Annotated in this window: 20 protein-coding genes; 11 read left to right on the top strand and 9 right to left on the bottom strand. The window is 72.4% G+C overall.

What is annotated here, in order from left to right; all coding sequences use genetic code 11:
- Window positions 1-64: 64 nt before the first annotated feature.
- The 5 genes from Dsi01nite_RS04680 to Dsi01nite_RS04660 all read left to right on the top strand — a co-directional run bounded on the left by Dsi01nite_RS04680 (window position 65) and on the right by Dsi01nite_RS04660 (window position 4,467).
- A complete protein-coding gene (locus Dsi01nite_RS04680) occupies window positions 65-1,069 on the top strand; it encodes an ABC transporter ATP-binding protein (protein WP_203844746.1) in 1,005 nt (334 codons plus the stop codon).
- Window positions 1,066-1,851: an ABC transporter permease gene (locus tag Dsi01nite_RS04675; protein ID WP_203844745.1), complete on the top strand. Its 786-nt coding sequence runs from the start codon at window positions 1,066-1,068 to the stop codon at window positions 1,849-1,851. Before Dsi01nite_RS04680 ends, Dsi01nite_RS04675 begins: the two co-directional genes overlap by 4 nt.
- Before the next feature lies 1 nt (window position 1,852).
- Entirely contained in the window at window positions 1,853-2,638 is a 786-nt protein-coding gene (locus Dsi01nite_RS04670; RefSeq protein ID WP_203844744.1) for an ABC transporter permease, read from the top strand.
- Window positions 2,639-2,755: 117 nt separating this feature from the next.
- Window positions 2,756-3,844 (top strand): LLM class flavin-dependent oxidoreductase, encoded by a 1,089-nt coding sequence (locus tag Dsi01nite_RS04665; protein ID WP_203844743.1) that lies wholly within the window; start codon window positions 2,756-2,758, stop codon window positions 3,842-3,844.
- Window positions 3,841-4,467 (top strand): FMN reductase, encoded by a 627-nt coding sequence (locus Dsi01nite_RS04660; RefSeq protein WP_203844742.1) that lies wholly within the window; start codon window positions 3,841-3,843, stop codon window positions 4,465-4,467. Before Dsi01nite_RS04665 ends, Dsi01nite_RS04660 begins: the two co-directional genes overlap by 4 nt.
- On the opposite strand, the gene Dsi01nite_RS04655 is transcribed toward Dsi01nite_RS04660, so the two are convergent.
- Window positions 4,464-5,126 carry an NUDIX hydrolase gene (locus Dsi01nite_RS04655; RefSeq protein ID WP_203844741.1) on the bottom strand — a complete coding sequence of 221 codons (663 nt, stop codon included), beginning with the start codon at window positions 5,124-5,126 and terminating at the stop codon, window positions 4,464-4,466. The genes Dsi01nite_RS04660 and Dsi01nite_RS04655 overlap by 4 nt on opposite strands.
- 78 nt (window positions 5,127-5,204) lie before the next feature.
- Here Dsi01nite_RS04655 and Dsi01nite_RS04650 point away from each other — a divergent pair, with 78 nt between their 5' ends.
- The 4 genes from Dsi01nite_RS04650 to Dsi01nite_RS04635 all read left to right on the top strand — a co-directional run bounded on the left by Dsi01nite_RS04650 (window position 5,205) and on the right by Dsi01nite_RS04635 (window position 8,607).
- A complete protein-coding gene (locus tag Dsi01nite_RS04650; protein WP_203844740.1) occupies window positions 5,205-6,296 on the top strand; it encodes an SPFH domain-containing protein in 1,092 nt (363 codons plus the stop codon).
- A 63-nt stretch (window positions 6,297-6,359) separates the two neighbouring features.
- Window positions 6,360-7,250: a hypothetical protein gene (locus Dsi01nite_RS04645; RefSeq protein ID WP_203844739.1), complete on the top strand. Its 891-nt coding sequence runs from the start codon at window positions 6,360-6,362 to the stop codon at window positions 7,248-7,250.
- Between the two features lie 26 nt (window positions 7,251-7,276).
- The gene (locus tag Dsi01nite_RS04640) at window positions 7,277-8,332 is read left to right on the top strand and encodes a hypothetical protein (RefSeq protein ID WP_203844738.1); all 1,056 of its coding nucleotides are present in this window, start codon (window positions 7,277-7,279) and stop codon (window positions 8,330-8,332) included.
- A 128-nt stretch (window positions 8,333-8,460) separates the two neighbouring features.
- Window positions 8,461-8,607, top strand: coding sequence for a hypothetical protein (locus tag Dsi01nite_RS04635; protein ID WP_203844737.1), 147 nt, complete (start codon window positions 8,461-8,463; stop codon window positions 8,605-8,607).
- 174 nt (window positions 8,608-8,781) lie between these two features.
- On the opposite strand, the gene Dsi01nite_RS04630 is transcribed toward Dsi01nite_RS04635, so the two are convergent.
- Window positions 8,782-9,129, bottom strand: a complete 348-nt coding sequence (locus Dsi01nite_RS04630) for a hypothetical protein (RefSeq protein ID WP_203844736.1) — start codon at window positions 9,127-9,129, stop codon at window positions 8,782-8,784.
- A gap of 35 nt (window positions 9,130-9,164) precedes the next feature.
- On the opposite strand from Dsi01nite_RS04630, the gene Dsi01nite_RS04625 reads away from it, so the two are divergent.
- Window positions 9,165-11,390 (top strand): sensor histidine kinase, encoded by a 2,226-nt coding sequence (locus Dsi01nite_RS04625; protein ID WP_203844735.1) that lies wholly within the window; start codon window positions 9,165-9,167, stop codon window positions 11,388-11,390.
- On the top strand, window positions 11,387-12,028 hold the full coding sequence (locus Dsi01nite_RS04620; RefSeq protein WP_203844734.1) for a response regulator transcription factor: 642 nt from the start codon (window positions 11,387-11,389) through the stop codon (window positions 12,026-12,028). Before Dsi01nite_RS04625 ends, Dsi01nite_RS04620 begins: the two co-directional genes overlap by 4 nt.
- Before the next feature lie 253 nt (window positions 12,029-12,281).
- On the opposite strand, the gene Dsi01nite_RS04615 is transcribed toward Dsi01nite_RS04620, so the two are convergent.
- The 7 genes from Dsi01nite_RS04615 to Dsi01nite_RS04585 all read right to left on the bottom strand — a co-directional run bounded on the left by Dsi01nite_RS04615 (window position 12,282) and on the right by Dsi01nite_RS04585 (window position 19,477).
- Window positions 12,282-13,322: a LacI family DNA-binding transcriptional regulator gene (locus Dsi01nite_RS04615; RefSeq protein ID WP_203844733.1), complete on the bottom strand. Its 1,041-nt coding sequence runs from the start codon at window positions 13,320-13,322 to the stop codon at window positions 12,282-12,284.
- A 98-nt stretch (window positions 13,323-13,420) separates the two neighbouring features.
- Window positions 13,421-14,632, bottom strand: a complete 1,212-nt coding sequence (locus tag Dsi01nite_RS58685; protein ID WP_308442010.1) for a DUF1996 domain-containing protein — start codon at window positions 14,630-14,632, stop codon at window positions 13,421-13,423.
- An 83-nt stretch (window positions 14,633-14,715) separates the two neighbouring features.
- On the bottom strand, window positions 14,716-16,788 hold the full coding sequence (locus Dsi01nite_RS04605) for a discoidin domain-containing protein (RefSeq protein WP_203844732.1): 2,073 nt from the start codon (window positions 16,786-16,788) through the stop codon (window positions 14,716-14,718).
- A gap of 348 nt (window positions 16,789-17,136) precedes the next feature.
- A complete protein-coding gene (locus Dsi01nite_RS04600; protein WP_239135680.1) occupies window positions 17,137-17,691 on the bottom strand; it encodes a GNAT family N-acetyltransferase in 555 nt (184 codons plus the stop codon).
- Complete coding sequence (locus Dsi01nite_RS04595; protein WP_203844731.1) at window positions 17,688-18,563, bottom strand: hypothetical protein; 876 nt, start codon at window positions 18,561-18,563, stop codon at window positions 17,688-17,690. The genes Dsi01nite_RS04600 and Dsi01nite_RS04595 overlap by 4 nt, the downstream gene beginning before the upstream one ends.
- Window positions 18,560-19,060 (bottom strand): SigE family RNA polymerase sigma factor, encoded by a 501-nt coding sequence (locus tag Dsi01nite_RS04590; RefSeq protein WP_203844730.1) that lies wholly within the window; start codon window positions 19,058-19,060, stop codon window positions 18,560-18,562. The genes Dsi01nite_RS04595 and Dsi01nite_RS04590 overlap by 4 nt, the downstream gene beginning before the upstream one ends.
- 48 nt (window positions 19,061-19,108) lie before the next feature.
- Window positions 19,109-19,477: a MerR family transcriptional regulator gene (locus Dsi01nite_RS04585; protein ID WP_203844729.1), complete on the bottom strand. Its 369-nt coding sequence runs from the start codon at window positions 19,475-19,477 to the stop codon at window positions 19,109-19,111.
- Window positions 19,478-19,503: the final 26 nt, after the last annotated feature.

Below are 19,503 nucleotides of genomic sequence, written 5' to 3'. Positions count from 1 at the left end.
ATCCATGCGACGCGGGATGAAAATGGGTTAATACGGATCGCGAAGAAATACTAGGCTCCCGGCGATGGCACTCGTGGAGGCTCGACAACTGACCAAGGTGTTCCGCCGGCCGGACAAGGATCCGGGCATGCGGGGCGCCGTCAAACATCTCTTCGTGCGGCGGTTCGTGGACAAGACCGCCGTCGACCACGTCGACCTGTCGATCGACGCCGGTGAGGCGGTCGCCTACGTGGGACCCAACGGCGCCGGCAAGTCGACGACCGTGAAACTGCTCAGCGGGATCCTGCAGCCGACCTCCGGCGAGGTCCGCATCGACGGGCTGTCGCCGCAGAAGGACCGCATCGCGGTGTCGCACCGGATCGGGGTGCTGTTCGGGCAGCGGACCCAGCTGTGGTGGGACCTGCCGGTGTCGGAGTCCCTGGCCGTCCTGCGCGACGTCTACGGCATCGACCACGGCACGTACCGGCGCCGCATGGCCAGGTTCGAGGAGGTCCTGGAGCTCGGCGAGGTGCTGCCGGTCCTCGGCCGGAAACTGTCGCTCGGCCAGCGGATGCGGGCCGACCTCGCCGCGGCGCTGCTGCACGCCCCGCCGGTGGTGTATCTGGACGAGCCGACGATCGGGCTCGACCTCGCGGTCAAGGACCGGGTCCGGCAGTTCTTCCGCACCGTCCGCGACGAGGGCACCACGGTCATGCTGACCAGCCACGACCTCGGCGACATCGAAGGCTTCTGCCGGCGGCTGGTCATCATCGACGAGGGCCGGATCATCTTCGACGGCGACCTGGAGGCGGTGAAGGACGCGTTCGCCCGCGAGCGGATCCTCAACGTGCAGACCGAGACGGTGGTGCCGCTGGAGGCCGCGCGGGCCGCGCTGCCGGGTGCCGCGATCGAGGCCGGGGAGACGCCGCTGCACCTCGGGGTGCGCTTCGACCGGTTCACGATGACCGCCGGGCACGTCGTGTCGGCGCTCGCGCCGCTGGCCAACCTCGTCGACTTCAACGTCGACGAACCGTCCATCGAGGACGTCATCCGGCGGGTCTACAGCGGCGAGCTGGTGCTCCAGCCGTGAAGCCATACACCGCACACGCCCGGGCGGCGGCGCTCAGCGCGCTGGCGTACCGGGGCAACTTCCTGCTGTCCCTCGGGGGGGCCGCAGTCCAGTTGATCGCGCTGCTGGCGGTGTGGAAGGTCCTGCTCGCCGACGGTCAGGTCGGCGGGTTCGACTGGCCGCACATGCGGGCCTACCTGGTCGTCGCGTTCGCGTCGGCCACGCTCGTCGGCACGTTCGTGGACTTCCGGATGTCGCACCGGATCCGCTCCGGGCTCGTCGCATTGGACCTGGTGAAGCCGGTGGACTACCAGCGGGCCCGGTTCGCCGAGACGGCCGGTGGGGTGTGGATCGAGGCCGTCGCCGTGATCGTCGTCGTGGCGATCACCGTCGCGATCGGCGGGGCCCTCGACACGCCGCCGGGGCCGATGCTGGGCCTGTTCGCCGCCAGCATCGTGCTGATCGTGCCGTTGAAGTTCGCCGTGTCGTACCTGAGCACCCTCGCCTGCTTCTGGACGGAGAACTTCGTCGGGGTGCTGTGGGCCAGGCAGGCGCTGACCGGGCTGCTGTCCGGGGCGCTGGTGCCGCTGGCGTTCTTCCCGGGCTGGCTGGCGACCACGGCGCAGTGGTCGCCGTTCGCGGGGCTGACCTCGACGCCGGCACTGATCTTCATCGGGCAGGCGTCGGGCACGCACGCGGTGCTCCTGGTCGCCACGCAGCTCGGTTGGGTGCTCGTCATGTGGTACGGCGCCCGCCTGCTCTTCCGGCGGGGGCTTCGCCGGCTGACCGTGAACGGGGGATGAGATGCGCACCATCCGGCTGTACGTCCGGCTGCTCGGTGCGCACCTGCGCTCCCTGCTGGAGTACGAGAGCGACTTCTGGATCATGATGGTCGGGACCGTCATCATGCAGGTCGTCAACGTGGTGTTCCTGGCGGCGATCTTCGCGAAGGTGCCGCACATCAACGGCTGGTCGTTCTGGGCGGTCGTGGCCATGTTCGCGCTGGTGGCGATCGCCGAGGGCGTCGGCTCGCTGTTCTTCGAGGGCATGTGGAACCTGGCCTGGCAGATCAACCAGGGCGACCTCGACTACATGATGGTCCGCCCGTATCCGATCGTGCTGCAGGTCAGCAGCATGCAGATCGGCGTCAACGGCATCTCCAACATCGTCACCGGCGGGCTCATGCTCGGCTTCGCGATCGCCCACCTGGGCATCGACTGGACCGTCGGCAGGATCGCCGGCGGCGTCATCGTGCTGCTGTCGGCGATCGCCGTGAAGGTCGCGATCAACCTCGCCACCAACTCGGTGTCGTTCTGGATGCAGAGCCCGAGCCCGCTGTTCGCGTTCGCCGTGCACCAGGTCGGCGACCTGGCCCGCTTCCCGCTGTCGATCTACCCCCTGGCCCTGAAGGCGGCGCTGGGCTTCGCCCTGCCGTTCGCCTTCGTCAGCTTCTTCCCCGTCACGTTCGTGCTCGACACGGGCGACGCGTGGGTGGGCCTGCTGACCCCGGTGGTCGCCGCCTACTGCCTGGCCGTGGCCTGGTTCATCTTCTCCCGTGGCCTGCGCCGCTACGAGAGCGCCGGCAACTGACGGAGACCTGCGCCACATCGCGGGAAAGGAGCGCCGTGCGATAGTTCACCGGCGGAATGTTTGACTCGGCAGCTATGTTCTACTGCCCGTCAGACCTGAGAGCTTGGAGCGTGCGAGATGCAGTTCGGAGTGTTCACCGTCGGTGACGTCACGCAGGACCCGACCACCGGGCGGGTGCCGACCGACGCGGAGCGGGTCAAGGCGATGGTGACGATCGCGCTCAAGGCCGAGGAGGTCGGCCTGGACGTCTTCGCGCTCGGCGAGCACCACAACCCGCCGTTCGTGCCGTCGTCGCCGACCACCATGCTGGGCTGGATCGCGGCGAAGACCAGCCGGCTGCAGCTGTCGACCGCGACCACGCTGATCACGACCAACGACCCGGTCAAGATCGCCGAGGACTACGCGATGCTGCAGCACCTGGCCGACGGCCGGGTGGACCTCATGATGGGCCGCGGCAACACCGGGCCCGTGTATCCGTGGTTCGGCCAGGACATCCGCAACGGCATCGCCCTGGCCGTGGAGAACTACGCGTTGCTGCGCCGGCTGTGGCGCGAGGACGTGGTGGACTGGGAGGGCAAGTTCCGCACCCCCCTGCAGGGCTTCACGGCGACCCCGCGCCCGCTCGACGGTGTCCCGCCGTTCGTGTGGCACGGCTCGATCCGCAGTCCCGAGATCGCCGAGCAGGCGGCCTACTACGGCGACGGGTTCTTCGCCAACCACATCTTCTGGCCCAAGGAGCACACCCAGCGGATGATCGGGCTGTACCGCCAGCGCTTCGAGCACTACGGGCACGGCGGCGCCGACCAGGCGATCGTCGGGCTCGGCGGGCAGGTGTTCATGCGCAAGAACTCGCAGGACGCCAAGCGGGAGTTCCGGCCGTACTTCGACAACGCCCCGGTCTACGGGCACGGCCCGTCGATGGAGGACTTCACCGCGCAGACCCCGCTGACCGTGGGCAGCCCGCAGGAGGTCATCGACCGGACGCTGTCGTTCCGGGAGTACGTCGGTGACTACCAGCGCCAGCTGTTCCTGCTCGACCACGCCGGGCTGCCGCTGAAGACGGTCCTGGAGCAGCTCGACATCCTCGGCGAGGAGGTCGTGCCGGTGCTGCGCAAGGAGTTCGCGGTCGGCCGCCCCGCGCACGTGCCGGACGCCCCCACGCACGCCTCCCTGAAGGCGGCCCAGACCGAGAAGGTGGACGCATGAAACGCCTCGTGGTGATCGCCGCCGGGCTGAGCCAGCCGTCGTCGACCCGGCTCCTCGCGGACCGGCTCGCCGCCGCGGCCGCCCGGGAGATCGGCACCGGCACCGAGGTGCGGGTGGTGGAGCTGCGCGACCACGCCCACGACATCACCGACCACCTGCTGACCGGCTTCCCGGCACCCGAGCTCAAGGACGTCCTGGACGCGGTCGCGGCGGCCGACGGGGTGATCGCGGTGTCGCCGATCTTCAACGCCTCCTACAGCGGCCTGTTCAAGTCGTTCTTCGACGTCCTCGGCGACGACGTGCTCACCGACAAGCCGGTGCTGCTCGGCGCGACCGGCGGCACCGCCCGGCACTCCCTGGCCCTGGAGCACGCGCTCCGGCCGATGTTCACCTACCTGCACGCGGTGGTGGCGCCGACGTCGGTGTTCGCCGCGACGGAGGACTGGGCCGGCGGCGGCGACGCGACCCTGCACCGGCGCATCGACCGGGCCGGCCGCGAGCTCGCGGACCTGGTCGGCCGGCGGGAGTCGCCGGTGGTCGCGGACCCGTTCGCGCTCACGACCACGTTCGACGCCCTGCTCTCCGGGCAGGGCCGGGCGGTGACGAACGACCTGCGTCTCTAACCCTTCCGCAACAACGGCGGATACAGCACCGGGGCCGCCCCGCGCACGAACAGCTGCGCGGGGCGGCCCCTTTCGCCTGCGGTGGAGCGGCCGGTCGCCACGACGAAGCCGTCGGTGGACGTCACCTTGCGGTGGAAGTTGCGCGGGTCGAGCCGGGTGCCCCAGACCGACTCGTACACCTGGCGCAGCTCGGCGATCGTGAACTCCGGCGGGCAGAAGGCGGCCGCGAGGGGCGTGTACTCCAGTTTCGCCCTGGCCCGCTCGATCCCGTCGGCGAGGATGCGCCCGTGGTCGAACGCGAGGGGTGGCAGCGCGGCGACCGGCACCCAGTCCGCTTCGGCGGCGTCGCTGCCGGCCCGCGGTGACGGCGCGTCCGGGACCAGGGCCAGGTAGGCGATCGTGACGACCCTGCCGCGCGGGTCCCGGCCGGGCGCGCCGTAGCTGCCGAGCTGCTCGAGGTGCCCCGCCCCGCGCAGCCCGGTCTCCTCCACCAGTTCGCGCTCGGCGGCGTCGTCGAGGTCCTCCTCCGGCAGCACGAAGCCGCCCGGTAGCGCGCTTCCGCCCTGGTACGGCGGGATCGCCCGGCGGATCAGCAGGACGCTGAGGGCACCCTCGCGGATCGTCAGCAGCACCAGGTCGACGGTCACGGCGAACGACATGTATTTATCACCACATTGACGAGAAAGGTCGACGACTTATATCGTCAAGTCGACGATAACTCATTGGGGAGGGCCACCATGGCCGATGTGACCACCCGCTTCTTCCTGCGCCACCTGCGCGGCGCGCCGACCTCCTGGGTCCGCCACCACGTCAAGGGCAAGGTCCGGCACGAGGGCATCGGCCAGTCGTTCTACTACCGGCCGCTGACCGCCGTGCTGTCCGAGGTGCCCGTCGACGACCGGGAGCTGCCGCTGCTGTTCCACGCCCGGACCGCGGACTTCGCCGACGTCACGGTGCAGGCGACGGTCACCTACCGGATCAGCGCCCCCGACGTGGCCGCCTCCCGCCTCGACTTCTCCGTCGACCCGCAGGCCGGCTCGTGGCGGGGGCAGCCCCTGGACCAGGTCGCCACGCTCCTCGCCGAGCTCGCCCAGCAGCCCGCCCTGGACCTGCTCGCGCGGCTGACCCTGACCGACGCGCTGACCACCGGCATCGCCCCGGTCCGCGAGGCGGTCGCCGAGGCACTCGGCGGCGACCCCCGCCTCACCGACACCGGCGTCAGCGTGGTCAGCGCCCGGGTCGTCGCGATCCGCCCCGAGCCGGACCTGGAGCGGGCCCTGCAGACCCCGACCCGCGAGGCGGTGCAGCAGGAGGCGGACAAGGCCACGTACGCCCGCCGGGCCCGCGCCGTCGAGCAGGAGCGCACGATCGCCGAGAACGAGCTGCAGAGCAAGATCGAGCTGGCCCGCCGCGAGCAGCAGCTGGTCGAGCAGCACGGCGCCAACGCCCGCCGCAAGGCCGAGGTCGACGCCGCCGCGGCCCTCGTCGCGGCCCAGGCCGTGGCCGAGCGCGAGCAGGTCGCGGCGACCGCGGCCGCGGAACGGTCGAAGGTGACCGCGCTCGCCGACGCCGAGCGGGCCCGGCTCACCGCCGCCGCCGAGGCCGACGCCGACCGGGCCCGCACCGAGGCACGCGCCGAGGGTGTCCGTGCCGTCGGGCTCGCCGAGGCCGAGGCGGAGACCGCGCGCCTGGCCGCGTACCGGGACCTGGCTCCCGGCATCCTGCAGGCCCTGGCGCTGCGCGAGCTCGCCGGCAACCTGCCCGAGATCGGCCAGCTGACGGTCACCCCGGACGTGCTGACCGGCCTCGTCGACCGCCTCGGCCGCTGACCCCCCCCATTCCGTGATCCGGAAGAGAAGGGAGCACGTCATGAGTGCATGGGCAGGGCCGTCATGAGCACGCTCGCGCCACGGGTGGTGCTGGTGTCGCGGCGCAGCGAGCTCGACGAGCTGCTCGCCCGGCACGGCACCCGCGCCGCCGCCGCGTACTTCCTGCGCCAGCGCGGCCGCGACCTCGACGAGGTCGCGGCCCGGCACACGGCCCAGCAGGCCGCGCTCACCACGGCCGGCGCGGCCGTGCCCGCCGACTGGCGCCGCGGCCACCTCGACCGGGCCGACCTGTCGCGGTTCCTGTTCGCGCCGGAGGACGTCGTCGTGGCGGTCGGGCAGGACGGCCTGGTCGCCAACGTCGCCAAGTACCTCGACGGGCAGCCGGTCATCGGGGTCAACCCCGCGCCCGAGCGGAACCCGGGCGTGCTCGTCCGCCACCCTCCGAAGGCGCTGCGGCGGCTGCTGCGCGACCTGCCCGGCCTGCCGGTCCAGGACCGCACGATGGTGTCCGCCGCGCTCGACGACGGTCAGGAGCTGCTCGGCCTCAACGAGATCTACTTCGGGCACGTCACGCACCAGTCGGCCCGGTACACACTGTCCACATCGGACGGTGCGCGGGAACGGCATTCGTCCTCCGGGGTCGTCGTCGGCACCGGGACCGGCGCGACCGGCTGGTGCTCCTCGATCGCCCGGCAGCGCGCCGACGCCCCGGACCGTCCCGCCCCCGCCGAGCCGGCGCTGACCTGGTTCGTCCGCGAGGCGTGGCCGTCGCCGGCGACCGGTGTCACGCTGACCAGCGGCCGCCTCGAGGGCACCGCGACCCTGGAGCTGACGAGCGAGGGCGAGGGCCTCGTCGTGTTCGCCGACGGCCTGGAGGCCGACCGCCTGGAGCTGTCGTGGGGGCAGCGGCTCACCGTCGGCGTCGCCGCCAGAAAACTGCGTCTCGTCATGTGACCTGCGGTGTGACACCATCTCTGGCCATGATCCGTGAACGGCTCCACGACCACGCGGTGCTGCTGCACCGCCAGGGCAAGGACGACCCACTGCCCGCCGGTGGTGCGCCGTACCCAGACGATCAGCGCCCCCGCACGGGCATCGGCGGCGACGCCCGGCGGGTCGGCGCGGACGTCGCGAAGATCCTCGACAAGCACTTCGCCTCGCCGGCTGCCGCACCCAGGGCGCTCGTCGGGGCGTTCGACGGGGTGTACGTGCCCGTCAACGACAACGAGCACGTCGCCGCCGCGGCGCTGCGGGCCGGTCGCAAACGGGTCCGGCGGACCGGCCGGTGGCTGGTCCGCTACGGCGTCGACCGGCGCGAGGTCGCCGTCGGGCTGGCGCTGCTCGGCACCGACGAGACCGCCTCCGACAAGGACATCGAGCTCATCCGCACGATCGGCCTGCTCTCCGCCGAGTTCGGCGCCCTCGCCGTCGAGTCGCTGCGCCACCGCGGCGACGCCGGCATCGAGGCGCTGCTGTGGCTCGCCGCGCGGACCCGCGGCTGGGGCCGGGTGCACGCCATCGAGGCGCTGTGCACCGTCGCGGTCCTGCCCGAGGTGCGCGACTGGCTGCTGCGGCACGCCTGTGCCGGCGACGACCTCGACGCGGTGACCGCCGTCGCCGTCGCGACCGCCGCGCACCTGCACGCCGCGATCATCGACCCCGACGCCGACGACGAGGTCGTCGACCACGCCGCGGCGCTGCTGCGGGCCATGGCCGACGGCTCCGGCCAGGGCATGAGCCTCGCGGACTACCCGCCGGCCCGGCACGTGCTCGCCGCCCACGCCCGCCGCCTGGCCCGGCAGAAGCCGACCTGGGCCCGGTTCGCCGCCGCCGCCGTGATCGCCGACCGGATCGCCCGCCTCGAGCCGGAGCAGCTCGGCTGCACGAAGAAGCAGCGCGAGCGGCTGGTCGAACGCTACGAGAAGATCCTGCGCCAGCGGCGCTGGCAGGCCGTCGTCCCCCGCCGCAAGGCCAAGAGCCGCGGCAAGGCCAAGCCCGCCCCCCGCCGCCGCACCAACCGCCGGACCGCCCGCTGACCCGGCGCCGCTGACCCGGACCCTCTCACCCGGACCCGCCGACCCGGACCGGCACTCTTGCCGGGGCCGGGGCCGGGCCGGGGCCGCCGGGATGGAACGCCGATTGACGGATCGCTATGATCGGCGCCATGTCCGATCCGGGCGCCGCCGGCGTCACCGTCCTGTTGTGGGCCCTCGGCTGCGCGTCGATCTACCTGGTCGTCCGGGCCGCCGTGCGCGCCGGCATCGAGGACGCCTGGAAGCGCCGTGCCCGCCGCGAGGACCCCCAGCCGTAGGTCCGGCCGGGGGCCCACCGCGCTGCCGTGCGGGTGCGCAGCGAACCCCAAGCTGGAACCCGGGTGCGCAGGCCGTCCGCGCGGGCATCGGGGCGGTCGAGGGGCAGGGAAGCGGCACGCCGCTCCCGGGCCAGGCGCGGGTCGTGCCGGCGCTCCCGGAGTGACCCGCCGGGGTCAGGCGGCCCGCGGCGCGGCGCGGCCCTGCAGCACCAGCGCCGCCACCGCGAGGCCGGTCATGACCAGGCTCACCGTGAGCCCGATCAGACCGCCCTCCATGCCGGCCGCGACGCTCACCACCGCGCCGACCAGGTTGACGGCGCCGATCGCGACGACCGCCGCCGCCCCCCACGAGGCCTTGGCGAGCAGCGCGACCGCGGCGCCGAGCCCGAGCAGCCCCAGCAGGCTGACCAGGATCCGGACGGGCATGGCCAGGCCGGCGCCGCCGTCGTCCAACGCGAACGGCAGGTTCATCAGCGACATGACGACGGTGGCGAGCGCGGCCGTGTACCGGATGGTCCTCATGACATCTCCTCAATGGTTGTCGAAGTCCATCGAGCGTGCGGGCGCGGCCGTACCCCGGCCCAGGGCTGCCGTTCCCGACCCGCCGGGAGGAACTCCCGCCCTCACGGGAACGCCGGCCATTGCCGCACCGGCCGGCCGGGCGCGATGCTCATCGCATCGACACCGCCCGCGAACCCAGCCCCGCCGCCGCCCGATGCGCGGCGGCGACCCTGGCCGTCGTCATCACCGGCGTCGTCTTCCTGCTCGCGTGGTTGGCCGAGGGGCACCGGGCGCCCGACGAGCAGGGGTGGCTGGAGTCCCTCGCCACGATGGTGTCCTACGGCGTCGCCGGGGCCGTCCTCATCCACCGGCGGCCGGACCTGCCGTTCGGCTGGCTGCTCGCCGGCGCCGCCGTCCTGATCGTCGTGCAGGTCGTGGCGGTGCTGCCGGCGTACGAGGCGGCGGGTCGCGGCGCCGACGGCTTCCTCATCCGGTGCGGCCTGGCCGCCACCAGCTTCGGCTTCCTGCCGATCGCCGTGCAGGGCCTGATCAACGTCCGGTTCCCGGCCGGCCGCCCGGCGACGTGGCGCGGACGGGTCCTGGAGATCGCGCTGGTCACCGGCACGGTCCTCGTCGTCGTGGGCGGCATCGTGGTCGCGGTGACGGCCGAGGAGCTGGGCGGCCTCGAGCCGAGGGGTGCCGCGGGCGAGGCTCTCATGGTGCTCGCGCCGGGCGTCGTGCTGCTCGGCCTGGTCGCCGGGCTCGGCGTCGTCGTGCGATACCTGCGGGCCCGCGGCGTCGAACGCCAGCAGCTCAAGTGGCGCGCCGCCGGCATCCTGGCCGCCCTGGCCCTCTTCCCGCTCGCCGTCACCGACCACTTGGGCGGGTTCAACGCCCTCGACCCGGTGCTGTTCGTGCTCACGCTCGCCGTGCCGGTGCTGCGGTACCGGCTCTGGGCGATCGACACGATCGTGGCGCGCTCCGCCGTCTACGCGTCGGTCACGGCGCTGCTCGTCTGCGCGTACCTCGGCGTCTCCGCCCTCCTCGTGCGGCTCACCGCCGACCGGCTCGCCGCCCCGGTCGCGGCCGCGGCCGTCGCGCTGCTGTTCGCGCCGGTGCGGGCCCGGGTGCAGCGGCTGGTGGAGCGGCTGTTCTACGGCGACCGCAGCGACCCGTACCGCACGCTGCGGGAGCTCGGCCGCCGGCTGAACGCGGTCCCGCAGCGCGACGTCCTGGCCTCCCTCGTGGAGTCGGCGGCGACGTCGCTGCGCCTGCCCTACGTCGCGATCGAACGCGCCGACGGCGCCGTCCTCGCCGGCACCGGATCCCCCGGCCCGCTCGTCAGACGTTGGCCGCTGCGGTACGAGCAGCGCGTCGAAGGCTTCCTCGCGGCCGGACCGCGCCGTGGTGAGGACGGCTTCGACGACCGCGACGCGGCGCTCCTCGACGACGTCGCCAGCCAGCTCGGCGTCGCCGTGCACGCCGCCGGCCTCACCGCCGAGCTGCTGCGCTCCCGCGAACGGCTCGTCACCGCCCGCGAGGAGGAACGCCGCCGCCTGCGCCGCGACCTGCACGACGGCATCGGCCCGGTGCTCACCGCGGTCGGGCTCACCCTCGACGCCGCCGCCGCGCGGCTCGACGCCGACCCGGCCGGCGCCGCCCGGTACGTCGGCGAGGCCCGCGAGGCGACCACCCAGGCCCTGGCCGAGCTGCGCCGCCTCGTGCACGGGCTGCGCCCGCCCGCGCTGGACGAGCTCGGCCTCGTCGGCGCGCTCCGCTCCCAGGCGGACCGGCTCCGGGCCGGCACCGGCCCCACGGTCACCGTCACCGCCGGTGACCTGCCGGAGCTGCCCGCGGCCGTCGAGGTGGCGGTGTTCCGCATCGCGGTGGAAGCGGTCACCAACACCGTCCGGCACAGCGACGCCGCCCACTGCCGGGTCCGGGTCGCCGTGCGGGAGCGCGACCTGGTCTTGGAGGTCGGCGACGACGGCACCACCGGCCGGCCGTGGCAGCCGGGCGTCGGCCTGACCGCGATGCGCGAGCGCGCCGAGGAGCTGGGCGGCACGCTGCACGCCGGCCCGGCCCCGGCGGGCGGCGCGTCCGTGACGGCCCGCTTCCCGCTCCCGCCACCCAGCGACGACCTCCTGATCCCGCCGGGCAACGCACCCCCCATCCCGCACGGCGGCGCCGCATCGGACCCGCGGTCCGGCGTGGCACCGCTCCCGCGGTCGGGCGCGGTAGCGGCAGACACGACCGGCACGGAGAAGGCGGTGGCGTCGTGACCCGGGTCCTGCTCGCCGACGACCATCCCCTCGTCCGCCAGGGGCTGCGGGCGGTGTTCGGCACGGTCGAGGACATCGAGGTCGTCGGCGAGGTCAGCGACGGCCGGGAGACCGTCCGGCGCGCCGTCGAGCTCGCCCCCGACGTCGTCCTCATGGACCTGCAGATGCCCGGCCTGCACGGCATCGAGGCGACCCGGGAGATCCTCGCCCGCCGCCCCGCGACCGCGGTGCTCGTGCTGACCATGTTCGAGGACGACGACACGGTCTTCGCCGCGGTCCGCGCCGGCGCGCTCGGCTACCTGGTCAAGGGCGCCGAGGGCCGCGACATCATCGCCGCCGTCCGCGCCGCCGCCTCCGGCCAGCCCGTCTTCGGCGCCGCCCTGGCCGGCCGGCTCCGCGATTGGTTCGCCGCGCCGCCGCCGAGGGACCACCCGTTCCCCCAGCTGACCGCCCGGGAGCTGGAGATCCTCGACCGGCTGGCCGCGGGCCTGTCCAACACCGAGATCGGCCGGATGCTGCACCTGTCCGGCAAGACGGTCGCCAACAACGTCTCCACCATCCTCACCAAGCTGCACGTCCCGACCCGCACCCAGGCCATCGTCCAGGCCCGCGAGGCCGGCCTCGGCCGCCCTACCTGATCGGACGGCGCGCCGCCCATCAGGTGCCGGACCGCGGCGGCCACGGGCGGTGACATGGCACGCAGGAGTCGCACGGCGCGGGTCGATCAGGGCCACGGCGGCGGCGAACGCCGGGTCCAGGGCCGCGGCGAACTGGATCGCCGGGCCGCGCTCGACGGTGTCCAGGAACGCCACCGCGGCGCCGGCGAGCCGGTTGTAGCGGCGGCGCGGCAGGCCCGGCGTCGCGCCGCAGAAGTCCTCTACGTCGCGGGGTTCACGCGGAGGCGCGCAGGATCAGCTCCGGGTTGAAGATGACGGACCGCGGGGAGCGGCCGGGTTCGCGGATGCGGGTCAGCAGCAGTTGCGCCATCTCCCCCGCCATCTCCTCGACCGGCTGGCGGACGGTGCTCAGCGGCGGGTGGCACTCCAGGGCGGCGGTGCTGTCGTCGAAGCCGATGACGGCGACGTCGTCGGGGACGCGCCGGCCGGCTTCCTGGAGGACGCGCAGAGCACCGTCGGCCATGAGGTCGTTGGCGACGAAGACGCCGTCGACGTCGGGATGCGAGGCGAGCAGGGTGCGGGCGGCCCGTTCGCCGCCGCCGCGGGTGAAGTCGCCCTCGACGTAGGGGACGTCGGTCTGGCCGTGGGCGGCGACGGCGGCGCGGAAGCCGGCGAGGCGGTCCTGCGCGGCCGGCATGTCGAGGGGGCCGGTGATGGTGGCGATGCAGCGTCGGCCGAGGCCGGCGAGGCGGTCGACGGCCATGCGGACCCCGGCGCGCTGGTCGACGTCGACGTAGCTGGTGTGCACCGGCTGGCCGGGGCGGCAGGACAGCACGCACGGCACGCCGAGGTCGACGAGCTGGCCGGGCAGCGGGTCGTCGACGTGGCTGGAGATGAGCAGGGCGCCGTCGACGTGGCCCTGCCGGAGGTACCGCATGACGTGCTCGCGGGCGGGCGGGTCGGCCAGGAAGATGACCAGGTGGATGCCGAGCGGGCGGAGCACCTCCTGCGCTCCGGCGGTGACCCGGCCCAGGTAGGGGTCGGTGAACGTGCGGGTGAGGAACGGCGTCTCGTAGCCGCGGTTCTCCGGCTCGGACACCACGAGGGCGATCGAGTCGGTGCGGCGGGTGACGAGCGACCGGGCGGCGAGGTTGGGCACGTAGCCCGTCGCGGCGATCGCCCGCTCGACGGTGCGCCGCAGCTCGGGGTCGACGGTCTGCACCCCGTTGATCACCCTGGAGACCGTCGCGCGGGACACCCCGGCGTAGTTGGCGACCTGTTCCAGGGTGGGTGGTCGCGTGTCGCTGCCCGTCATGAGTCTCACGGTAGATCGTGCCCCCGCGCGGTGAGAAAAAGGGAGCCGTGGATGGACGGCAACTGGGGCACGTCCATCCACGGCCGGTTCTTAAATACCTAGGCTTGCCCGTTTGCGCCGCACTTGACCTTCAAGCGGATGCAGTACGCGACCCGGCGGTCCATCTCGGCCTGTGGCCAGGCGTTGAAGAAGTCGCCGTGCATGGTGAACCCGGCGCCCGAGCTGAGCCGGATGCGTGCGGGGTCACCGTTCACCGGGTACCGCAGGACCTGCCGCAGCTTCGGCACCGCGACGGGGTGCGTGGCGGGGCAGGCGCCGTTGACCGGGTAGGCCATGTGGCTCTTGTGGTCGGCCGAGTCCAGGTCACGCCCGTTCCAGCACTGCGGGAAGTCGAGGTACGACTCCAGCATCGAGTCGGCCGGGCAGTTGATGAAGTCCTTGCCCGCGCCGGACTCGTTGTGGTGCAGGCACGACCACCGGGAGATGGTGGTCGCGTCGGGTGCGGTCGCCTTGGCGTTGCCGGCGACGATCCGCAGTCCGAAGGGCAGCGACTGGGTGTTCTCGCGAACGGCGTCGTTGACCCCTTCACCGAGGTAGTAGAACGTGGTGATCACGGGCTCCTTCGCGACCCCGTCCTGATACAGGGTGGGCACCCAGTACGAGGACTTGTCGACGGCCGGGTTGCAGTTGCTCGGGCCGTTGGCGAGGTCGGTGACCGTGCTGTTGCCGTTGGTCACGGTGCTGCCGAAGAAGCTGTGCATGTGCGACGCCCCGGGCAGGCCCGGGAACACGATCGGGTCGTCCGGCAGCCGGTGGCTGAACGGGCAGTCGGCGAGGAACTCCGCGACCCGGACCGCGCCCGGCGGGATGGTGGTCGGGTTGTTGGTCGGCGTCGAGCCGCCCGTCCCGAACACCTGGAACTCCCACAGCGAGACGCCGTACTGGGTGGCCCGGCGGGTCGTGTTGAGCTTCACATACCGGCCGGAGCCGGACACGTTCAGCGTCTGCACGCCGCCGGTGCCGTTGACGGTGGTGTTGATCGTCGTCCACGAGGTGCCGTTGGCCGACGTCTGGATGGTGAAGTCGCGGGCGTACGCGGCCTCCCAGTTCAGCACCACCTGGGTGATGGTGGCCGGCGCGCCCAGGTCGACCTGCAGCCACTGCGGGTCACTGAACGCGCTCGACCACCGGGTCCCCCCGTTGCCGTCGACGGCGTTGGCCGCCGCCGATCCCCCGTTCTCCGCCGAGGAGGCCGTGACCGGCTTCCCCTGCGAGATCGGCGTCTCGGCGGCATCCGCCGAGCCCTGCATGAAGGCGTACGTGCCAACCAGTGCGGTGAGCGCAAGCCCGATCGTCAGCCGACGAACCGAGCTCCTCCCCAGGACCCGGGCGCTCACTTGTAGACCCGCACGTAGTCGACGTACATCCGGGACGGGAACGGCGTGGTGGCGTCGATCGGGCCCGGGAAGTCACCGCCGACCGCGAGGTTGAGGATCAGGTAGAACTGGTGGTCGTAGACCCACGGGCCACGGGTCGTCTCGACGGTGTCCTTGTCGGCGACCAGGATGACCTGGTTGTCGACGCGGAACGTCATGTGCTTGCTGTCCCACTCGGTCGAGTAGACGTGGTAGTCCAGCGACAGGTCGACCGTGGAGATCTTCTGGCCGTAGCCGCCACCGCCGTTGTAGGCCGGCGCGTGCAGCGTCGAGTAGATCTCGTTGGTGTTCTTGCCGAGGATCTCCATGATGTCGATCTCGCCGTTGTACGGCCAGGGACGCCCGGTCAGGAAGTCGGTGCCCATCATCCAGAAGGCGGGCCAGAGGCCGTTGCCCTTCGGGACCTTGATCCGGGCCTCGACGCGGCCGTACTGGGTGGAGAACTTGTTGCTGGTGTTGATCCGGCCGGAGGTGTAGTCGCGGCCGCCGACGGTCTGCTTGCGGGCCTCGATGACCAGCGAGCCGGCCTGGATGGAGGTGTTGTCCAGGTTGGTGTAGTACTGGATCTCACCGTTCTGGCCGGTGCCCGGGTCGATCGTCCACTTGGACGTGTCGACGTTGGTGCCGGTGTTGAACTCGTCCGCCCAGACCAGGTTGGTGGCCGGGAAGATCGGGTCGGCCGGGTTCGCCGGCGGCTGGACCGGCGCGCCGCCGGTGCCGTACACCTTGAACTCCCACAGCGAGTAGCCGTAGCCGTTGGAGCGGGCGGTGCCGTACATCCGGACGTAACGGCCGGTGCCGGTGACATTCAGGGTCTCCTTGAAGCCCTTACCCGTCGTGGTGGCGTAGATCTGCGTCCAGTTGGCCGCGTCGTTGGAGGTCTGGATCTGGTAGGCCACGGCGTAGGCCGGGTCCCACTGCAGCACGACCTGCTTGATCTGCGCGGTCGCGCCGAGGTCGACGTAGATCCAGCCCGGGTCGACCCAGCCGTTCGTCGGGCTCGTCGCCCAGCGGCTCGCGGGGTCGTTGTCGAACGCCTTGTCCGGCGTGCACGGGTTGCAGTTGCTGTCGTTCTGCGAGGTCGACGCGACGGCCGGCTTCTTGTACGACAGCAGGACCGTGTTCCCCGGCGGCTGGCTCGGCGAGTTGCTCGGCTGGCTCGGCGTGTCGCTGGTGGTCGGCGGCACGCCCTGGGTACGGACCTGGAACTCCCACAGCGAGTAGCCCCACTGGGTGGCCCGGGCGGTGCCGTTCATCCGCACGTAGCGGCCGGTGCCGGTGACCGTGAGCGTCTGCACACCGCCGGTCGAGCCGGTCGCGGTGTGGATGTTCGTCCAGGTCGTGCCGTTGGTGGAGACCTGGATCGTGTACGCGGTCGCGTACGCCGCTTCCCAGTTCAGCGTGACGCCGCAGACGGCCTGGGTGGAGCCGAGGTCGACCTGGACCCACTGCGGGTCGCTCGCGGCGCTGGACCAGCGGGTGCCGGTGTTGCCGTCGAACGCGGACGAGGCGGGCGTGCCGGCGTTCTCCGTCGACGAGGCGCTGTAGGTCTTGCCGAGCGCGGCATTGGCGGTGCCGCAGGTGCCGGGCGTGACGTCGCCGCCGTAGACCTGGAACTCCCACAGCGAGACGCCGTACTGCGTGGCGCGGGCGGTGGTGTAGACCCGGACGTAGCGGCCGGTGCCGCTCACGGGCAGGCTCTGGTTGCCGCCGGTGGCGGTCGTGGTGCTGTAGACGTTCGTCCAGGTCGACCCGTTGGCGGAGGTCTGGATCTGGTACGCCGTCGCGTACGCCGCTTCCCAGTTCAGGGCGACGCGGGTGAGCGTCTGGGTGGAGCCCAGGTCGACCTGGATCCACTGCGGGTCGCTGTATGCGCTGGACCAGCGGGTGCCACCGTTACCGTCGGTGGCGCTGGTGGCGGGGGTGCCGGCGTTCTCCGTCGACGACGCGGTGGTGGGCTTACCCTGCGACAGCAGGGTCTCCGCGGCGTCGGCGCGGGTCACGACCACGACGATGTAGGTGCACAGCATCGCGGCCACCGCGGTGGCGATGGCACCGGCGCGAAGGGTGCGCCGGCCGGTCGTAAATCGTGAGAGACGTCGATGGCCGGGGGCGGGTGCCGACCAACTCATAGGGAGCTCCATTCATGTCGCTCGGGTGACCAGTGTGTTGCGGAGGGATGAGAGAGCGCTCTCTCATCCGGTCACTGTGAACCCTTGCTCGAATCGTGTCAATGCTTCCGCCCGAATGGGAGAGCGCTCTCCAAACATCGACTACCAGCAGCTCACGGCCGCTTGACGCTGCGTCGCGCAGTGACAAAGCCTGATGTGATGCTTGCGGGAGCGCTCTCCCCAGGTCAGCGCGGCCGCGCCGCCGTGTTACGGCCGGCGCATGATCCAGACCGGCAGCTCGGCATCGACGGTCAGGTGTTCCAGGACGTCGAAGCCGACGCTGCGGTACACCGCGACGTTGCCGGGATTGGACGTCTCCAGCAGCGCCGGCAGCCCGGCGCCGGCGGCCCGGCGCAGGCCCGGCGCCATCACGGCGCGGCCGAGCCGCTGTCCACGGCGCTCCGGGTGGCAGGCGAGGACCCCGAGATACCAGCGTGGATACCTCGGCATCACGGCGGCGACGGCATGCTCGTACACCGCGAACCGCCCGATCGGCGTGTGGCTCGACGGCGGCGCGTCCGGCCCGTCCCACATGGCGACGGCCGCCCCGCCGTCGGCGACCCAGACGGTGCCGTGCCCGACCCGCGAGTCGAACAGCCCGCCGGCGATCGCCTCCGCGTCGCTGAGGTACGTCTCGTCGTCGGGGCAGAAGTACCGGAACGCCGGGTCGGCGGCGAACGCGGAGACGACGGTGGCGACCGCCGCGGCACGATGCGCGGGGGTCGCCACCTCGATGACTGGCTCGGTAAGGGGTGTGGTCACGCCCAGGTCATACCACGCAGCAGCGCGTCGAACGCGTCCTTTTCGAGCGGGTTGCCGGCCACCGTCAGCATGAAGCGCACATCCGAGTTGTGCGACGAGAACCAGCCGGCGGCCTGCTGACCGGGCCGGTTGTACACGTCGATCTGGAGATCGCCCAGGGTAAGGGTGTGATCGGGCGTGGCGACCCGGCCGTCGGGCTCCGGCTGCCAGCGGGCCGGCGTGAAGATCAGGTCGGGGCCGCCGGGCCGGGTGAGATACAGCTGGAGGACCGCGGCGCCGGAGTTGAGCCAGACCGCCTTCTGCTCGCTCCAGCCGCCGGCCGCGAAGTCCGGCACGTCCTTGTCGGAGAAGAGGAACGGCTGACCCCTGGGGCTCCGGCCATCCACCACGAACCGGTCGCCGAGCGCCTGGGGCAGCGTGAACGTCCGCGAGGTCACCTGCGTGTCGTCGGCGCAGCCGGTGTAGATGCCGTCGAGCTGCACCGTGACGCGGTCGTCGTCCAGCACCAGGTCGTCGCGGTTGGGGTCCCGCTCGGCGACACACTTGCCGAGCAGCGGCACCGCGTAGACGGTGAGCCTGGTGCCGGTCCGGTCGATCCGAGCGCCGAGCCACGGCACGCCCGGCGCTTCTTGCGCGGACGTGGCCGCGGGCGCGGCCCCGGGCGCGGCCGGCATCTGGGCGGCCGGACCCGGCCGGGCGACGGCGAACCCAGCGATGATCAGCAGTGCGGCGGCCGCGGCAGCGGTCCAACCGGCCGCGCGGCGGCGGCGCACCCGGCGCCGGATCGCGGCGTGCGGCGCCTCCAGCAGCGCCGCCGGCACTGACGCCGTCGCCCGGTCGAGCAGGTCGATGACCTGTTCCTCGTCGCTCATCGACCCGCTCCTTCGCTCAGTAATGCCCGCAGCTGCGGGTCGTGGCGCAACGCCGCCAGGGCGCGCGACGTGTGGGACTTGACGGTGCCGATCCGCAGGCCGAGGGCTCGCGCGGTGTCCGCCTCGGTGAAGTCGCCGTGGAAGCGCAGCATCAGCACCGCCCGCTGCTGCCGCGGCAGCCGGGCGAGGGCATCAGCGAGCAGGTGGCGCAGCTCAACCCCCTCGAGCTCGCCGCCACCCGCCGGTTGCTCCGGCAGCTGCTCCGTCGGCAGCTCCCCCCGCCAGCGCCGCCGCCACCAGCTCAGGTAGGTGCTGGCGAGCATCGCCCGCAGGTACGCGTCCGGCGCACCGTCCTTGATCCGCGGCCAGCGGCCGTACGCGCGCGCCAGCACCGTCTGGACCAGGTCCTCCGCCCGGTGCCAGTCGTGTGTCAGCAGCCACGCCGAGCGAAGCAGCCGCGGCCACGCCGCGCTGACATACGCCTCGAAGTCCTCCATCGGTCACCCTCCCTGGCCGGTCAACAACGCCGGCCCCGGAAATGGTTGTCACCGTTTTCTTGCCGCCTCCACCTGGCGCAGATACGCGGCGATGGCGTCGCGGTTGCGGGCCAGGCACTCGATCCGGGCGTCCATCTTGTCGCGCTCCGCCTCCAGCAGCCCGACGAGCTCGTCGCTGGCGTCGGTGACCGTGATGGTGCACGGGTTGTCGGTGCAGGGCAGCACCTCCCGGATCACCCGGGTCGGCAGCCCCGCGTCGAGCAGCCCACGGATCTGCTCCACCCGGTCGACGAGCCGGTCGGCGTAGTCGCGGTACCCGTTGGCCAGCCGCACCGGCGTGAGCAGCCCCTGCTCCTCGTAGTACCGCAGCAGGCGGGTGGGGATCCCGGTCCGGCGGGACAACTCGCCTATGCGCATGCTCACTCCCGCTTGACGTTGACATC

This window comes from Dactylosporangium siamense, from assembly GCF_016862795.1.
Taxonomy (GTDB): domain Bacteria; phylum Actinomycetota; class Actinomycetes; order Mycobacteriales; family Micromonosporaceae; genus Dactylosporangium; species Dactylosporangium siamense.
The sequence above is the reverse complement of the archived record's forward strand: the minus strand, read 5'-3'. Positions and strand labels throughout refer to the sequence as shown.

Excerpts from the sequence above, each read along its gene's own strand:
- Dsi01nite_RS04680 (WP_203844746.1), top strand. The coding sequence starts at position 65 with ATGGCACTCGTGGAGGCTCGACAACTGACCAAGGTGTTCCGCCGGCCG.
- Dsi01nite_RS04670 (WP_203844744.1), top strand. The coding sequence starts at position 1,853 with ATGCGCACCATCCGGCTGTACGTCCGGCTGCTCGGTGCGCACCTGCGC.
- Dsi01nite_RS04665 (WP_203844743.1), top strand. The coding sequence starts at position 2,756 with ATGCAGTTCGGAGTGTTCACCGTCGGTGACGTCACGCAGGACCCGACC.
- Dsi01nite_RS04660 (WP_203844742.1), top strand. The coding sequence starts at position 3,841 with ATGAAACGCCTCGTGGTGATCGCCGCCGGGCTGAGCCAGCCGTCGTCG.
- Dsi01nite_RS04655 (WP_203844741.1), bottom strand. The coding sequence starts at position 5,126 with ATGTCGTTCGCCGTGACCGTCGACCTGGTGCTGCTGACGATCCGCGAG.
- Dsi01nite_RS04650 (WP_203844740.1), top strand. The coding sequence starts at position 5,205 with ATGGCCGATGTGACCACCCGCTTCTTCCTGCGCCACCTGCGCGGCGCG.
- Dsi01nite_RS04645 (WP_203844739.1), top strand. The coding sequence starts at position 6,360 with ATGAGCACGCTCGCGCCACGGGTGGTGCTGGTGTCGCGGCGCAGCGAG.
- Dsi01nite_RS04640 (WP_203844738.1), top strand. The coding sequence starts at position 7,277 with ATGATCCGTGAACGGCTCCACGACCACGCGGTGCTGCTGCACCGCCAG.
- Dsi01nite_RS04635 (WP_203844737.1), top strand. The coding sequence starts at position 8,461 with ATGTCCGATCCGGGCGCCGCCGGCGTCACCGTCCTGTTGTGGGCCCTC.
- Dsi01nite_RS04630 (WP_203844736.1), bottom strand. The coding sequence starts at position 9,129 with ATGAGGACCATCCGGTACACGGCCGCGCTCGCCACCGTCGTCATGTCG.
- Dsi01nite_RS04615 (WP_203844733.1), bottom strand. The coding sequence starts at position 13,322 with ATGACGGGCAGCGACACGCGACCACCCACCCTGGAACAGGTCGCCAAC.
- Dsi01nite_RS58685 (WP_308442010.1), bottom strand. The coding sequence starts at position 14,632 with ATGCAGGGCTCGGCGGATGCCGCCGAGACGCCGATCTCGCAGGGGAAG.
- Dsi01nite_RS04605 (WP_203844732.1), bottom strand. The coding sequence starts at position 16,788 with ATGCTGTGCACCTACATCGTCGTGGTCGTGACCCGCGCCGACGCCGCG.
- Dsi01nite_RS04595 (WP_203844731.1), bottom strand. The coding sequence starts at position 18,563 with ATGAGCGACGAGGAACAGGTCATCGACCTGCTCGACCGGGCGACGGCG.
- Dsi01nite_RS04590 (WP_203844730.1), bottom strand. The coding sequence starts at position 19,060 with ATGGAGGACTTCGAGGCGTATGTCAGCGCGGCGTGGCCGCGGCTGCTT.
- Dsi01nite_RS04585 (WP_203844729.1), bottom strand. The coding sequence starts at position 19,477 with ATGCGCATAGGCGAGTTGTCCCGCCGGACCGGGATCCCCACCCGCCTG.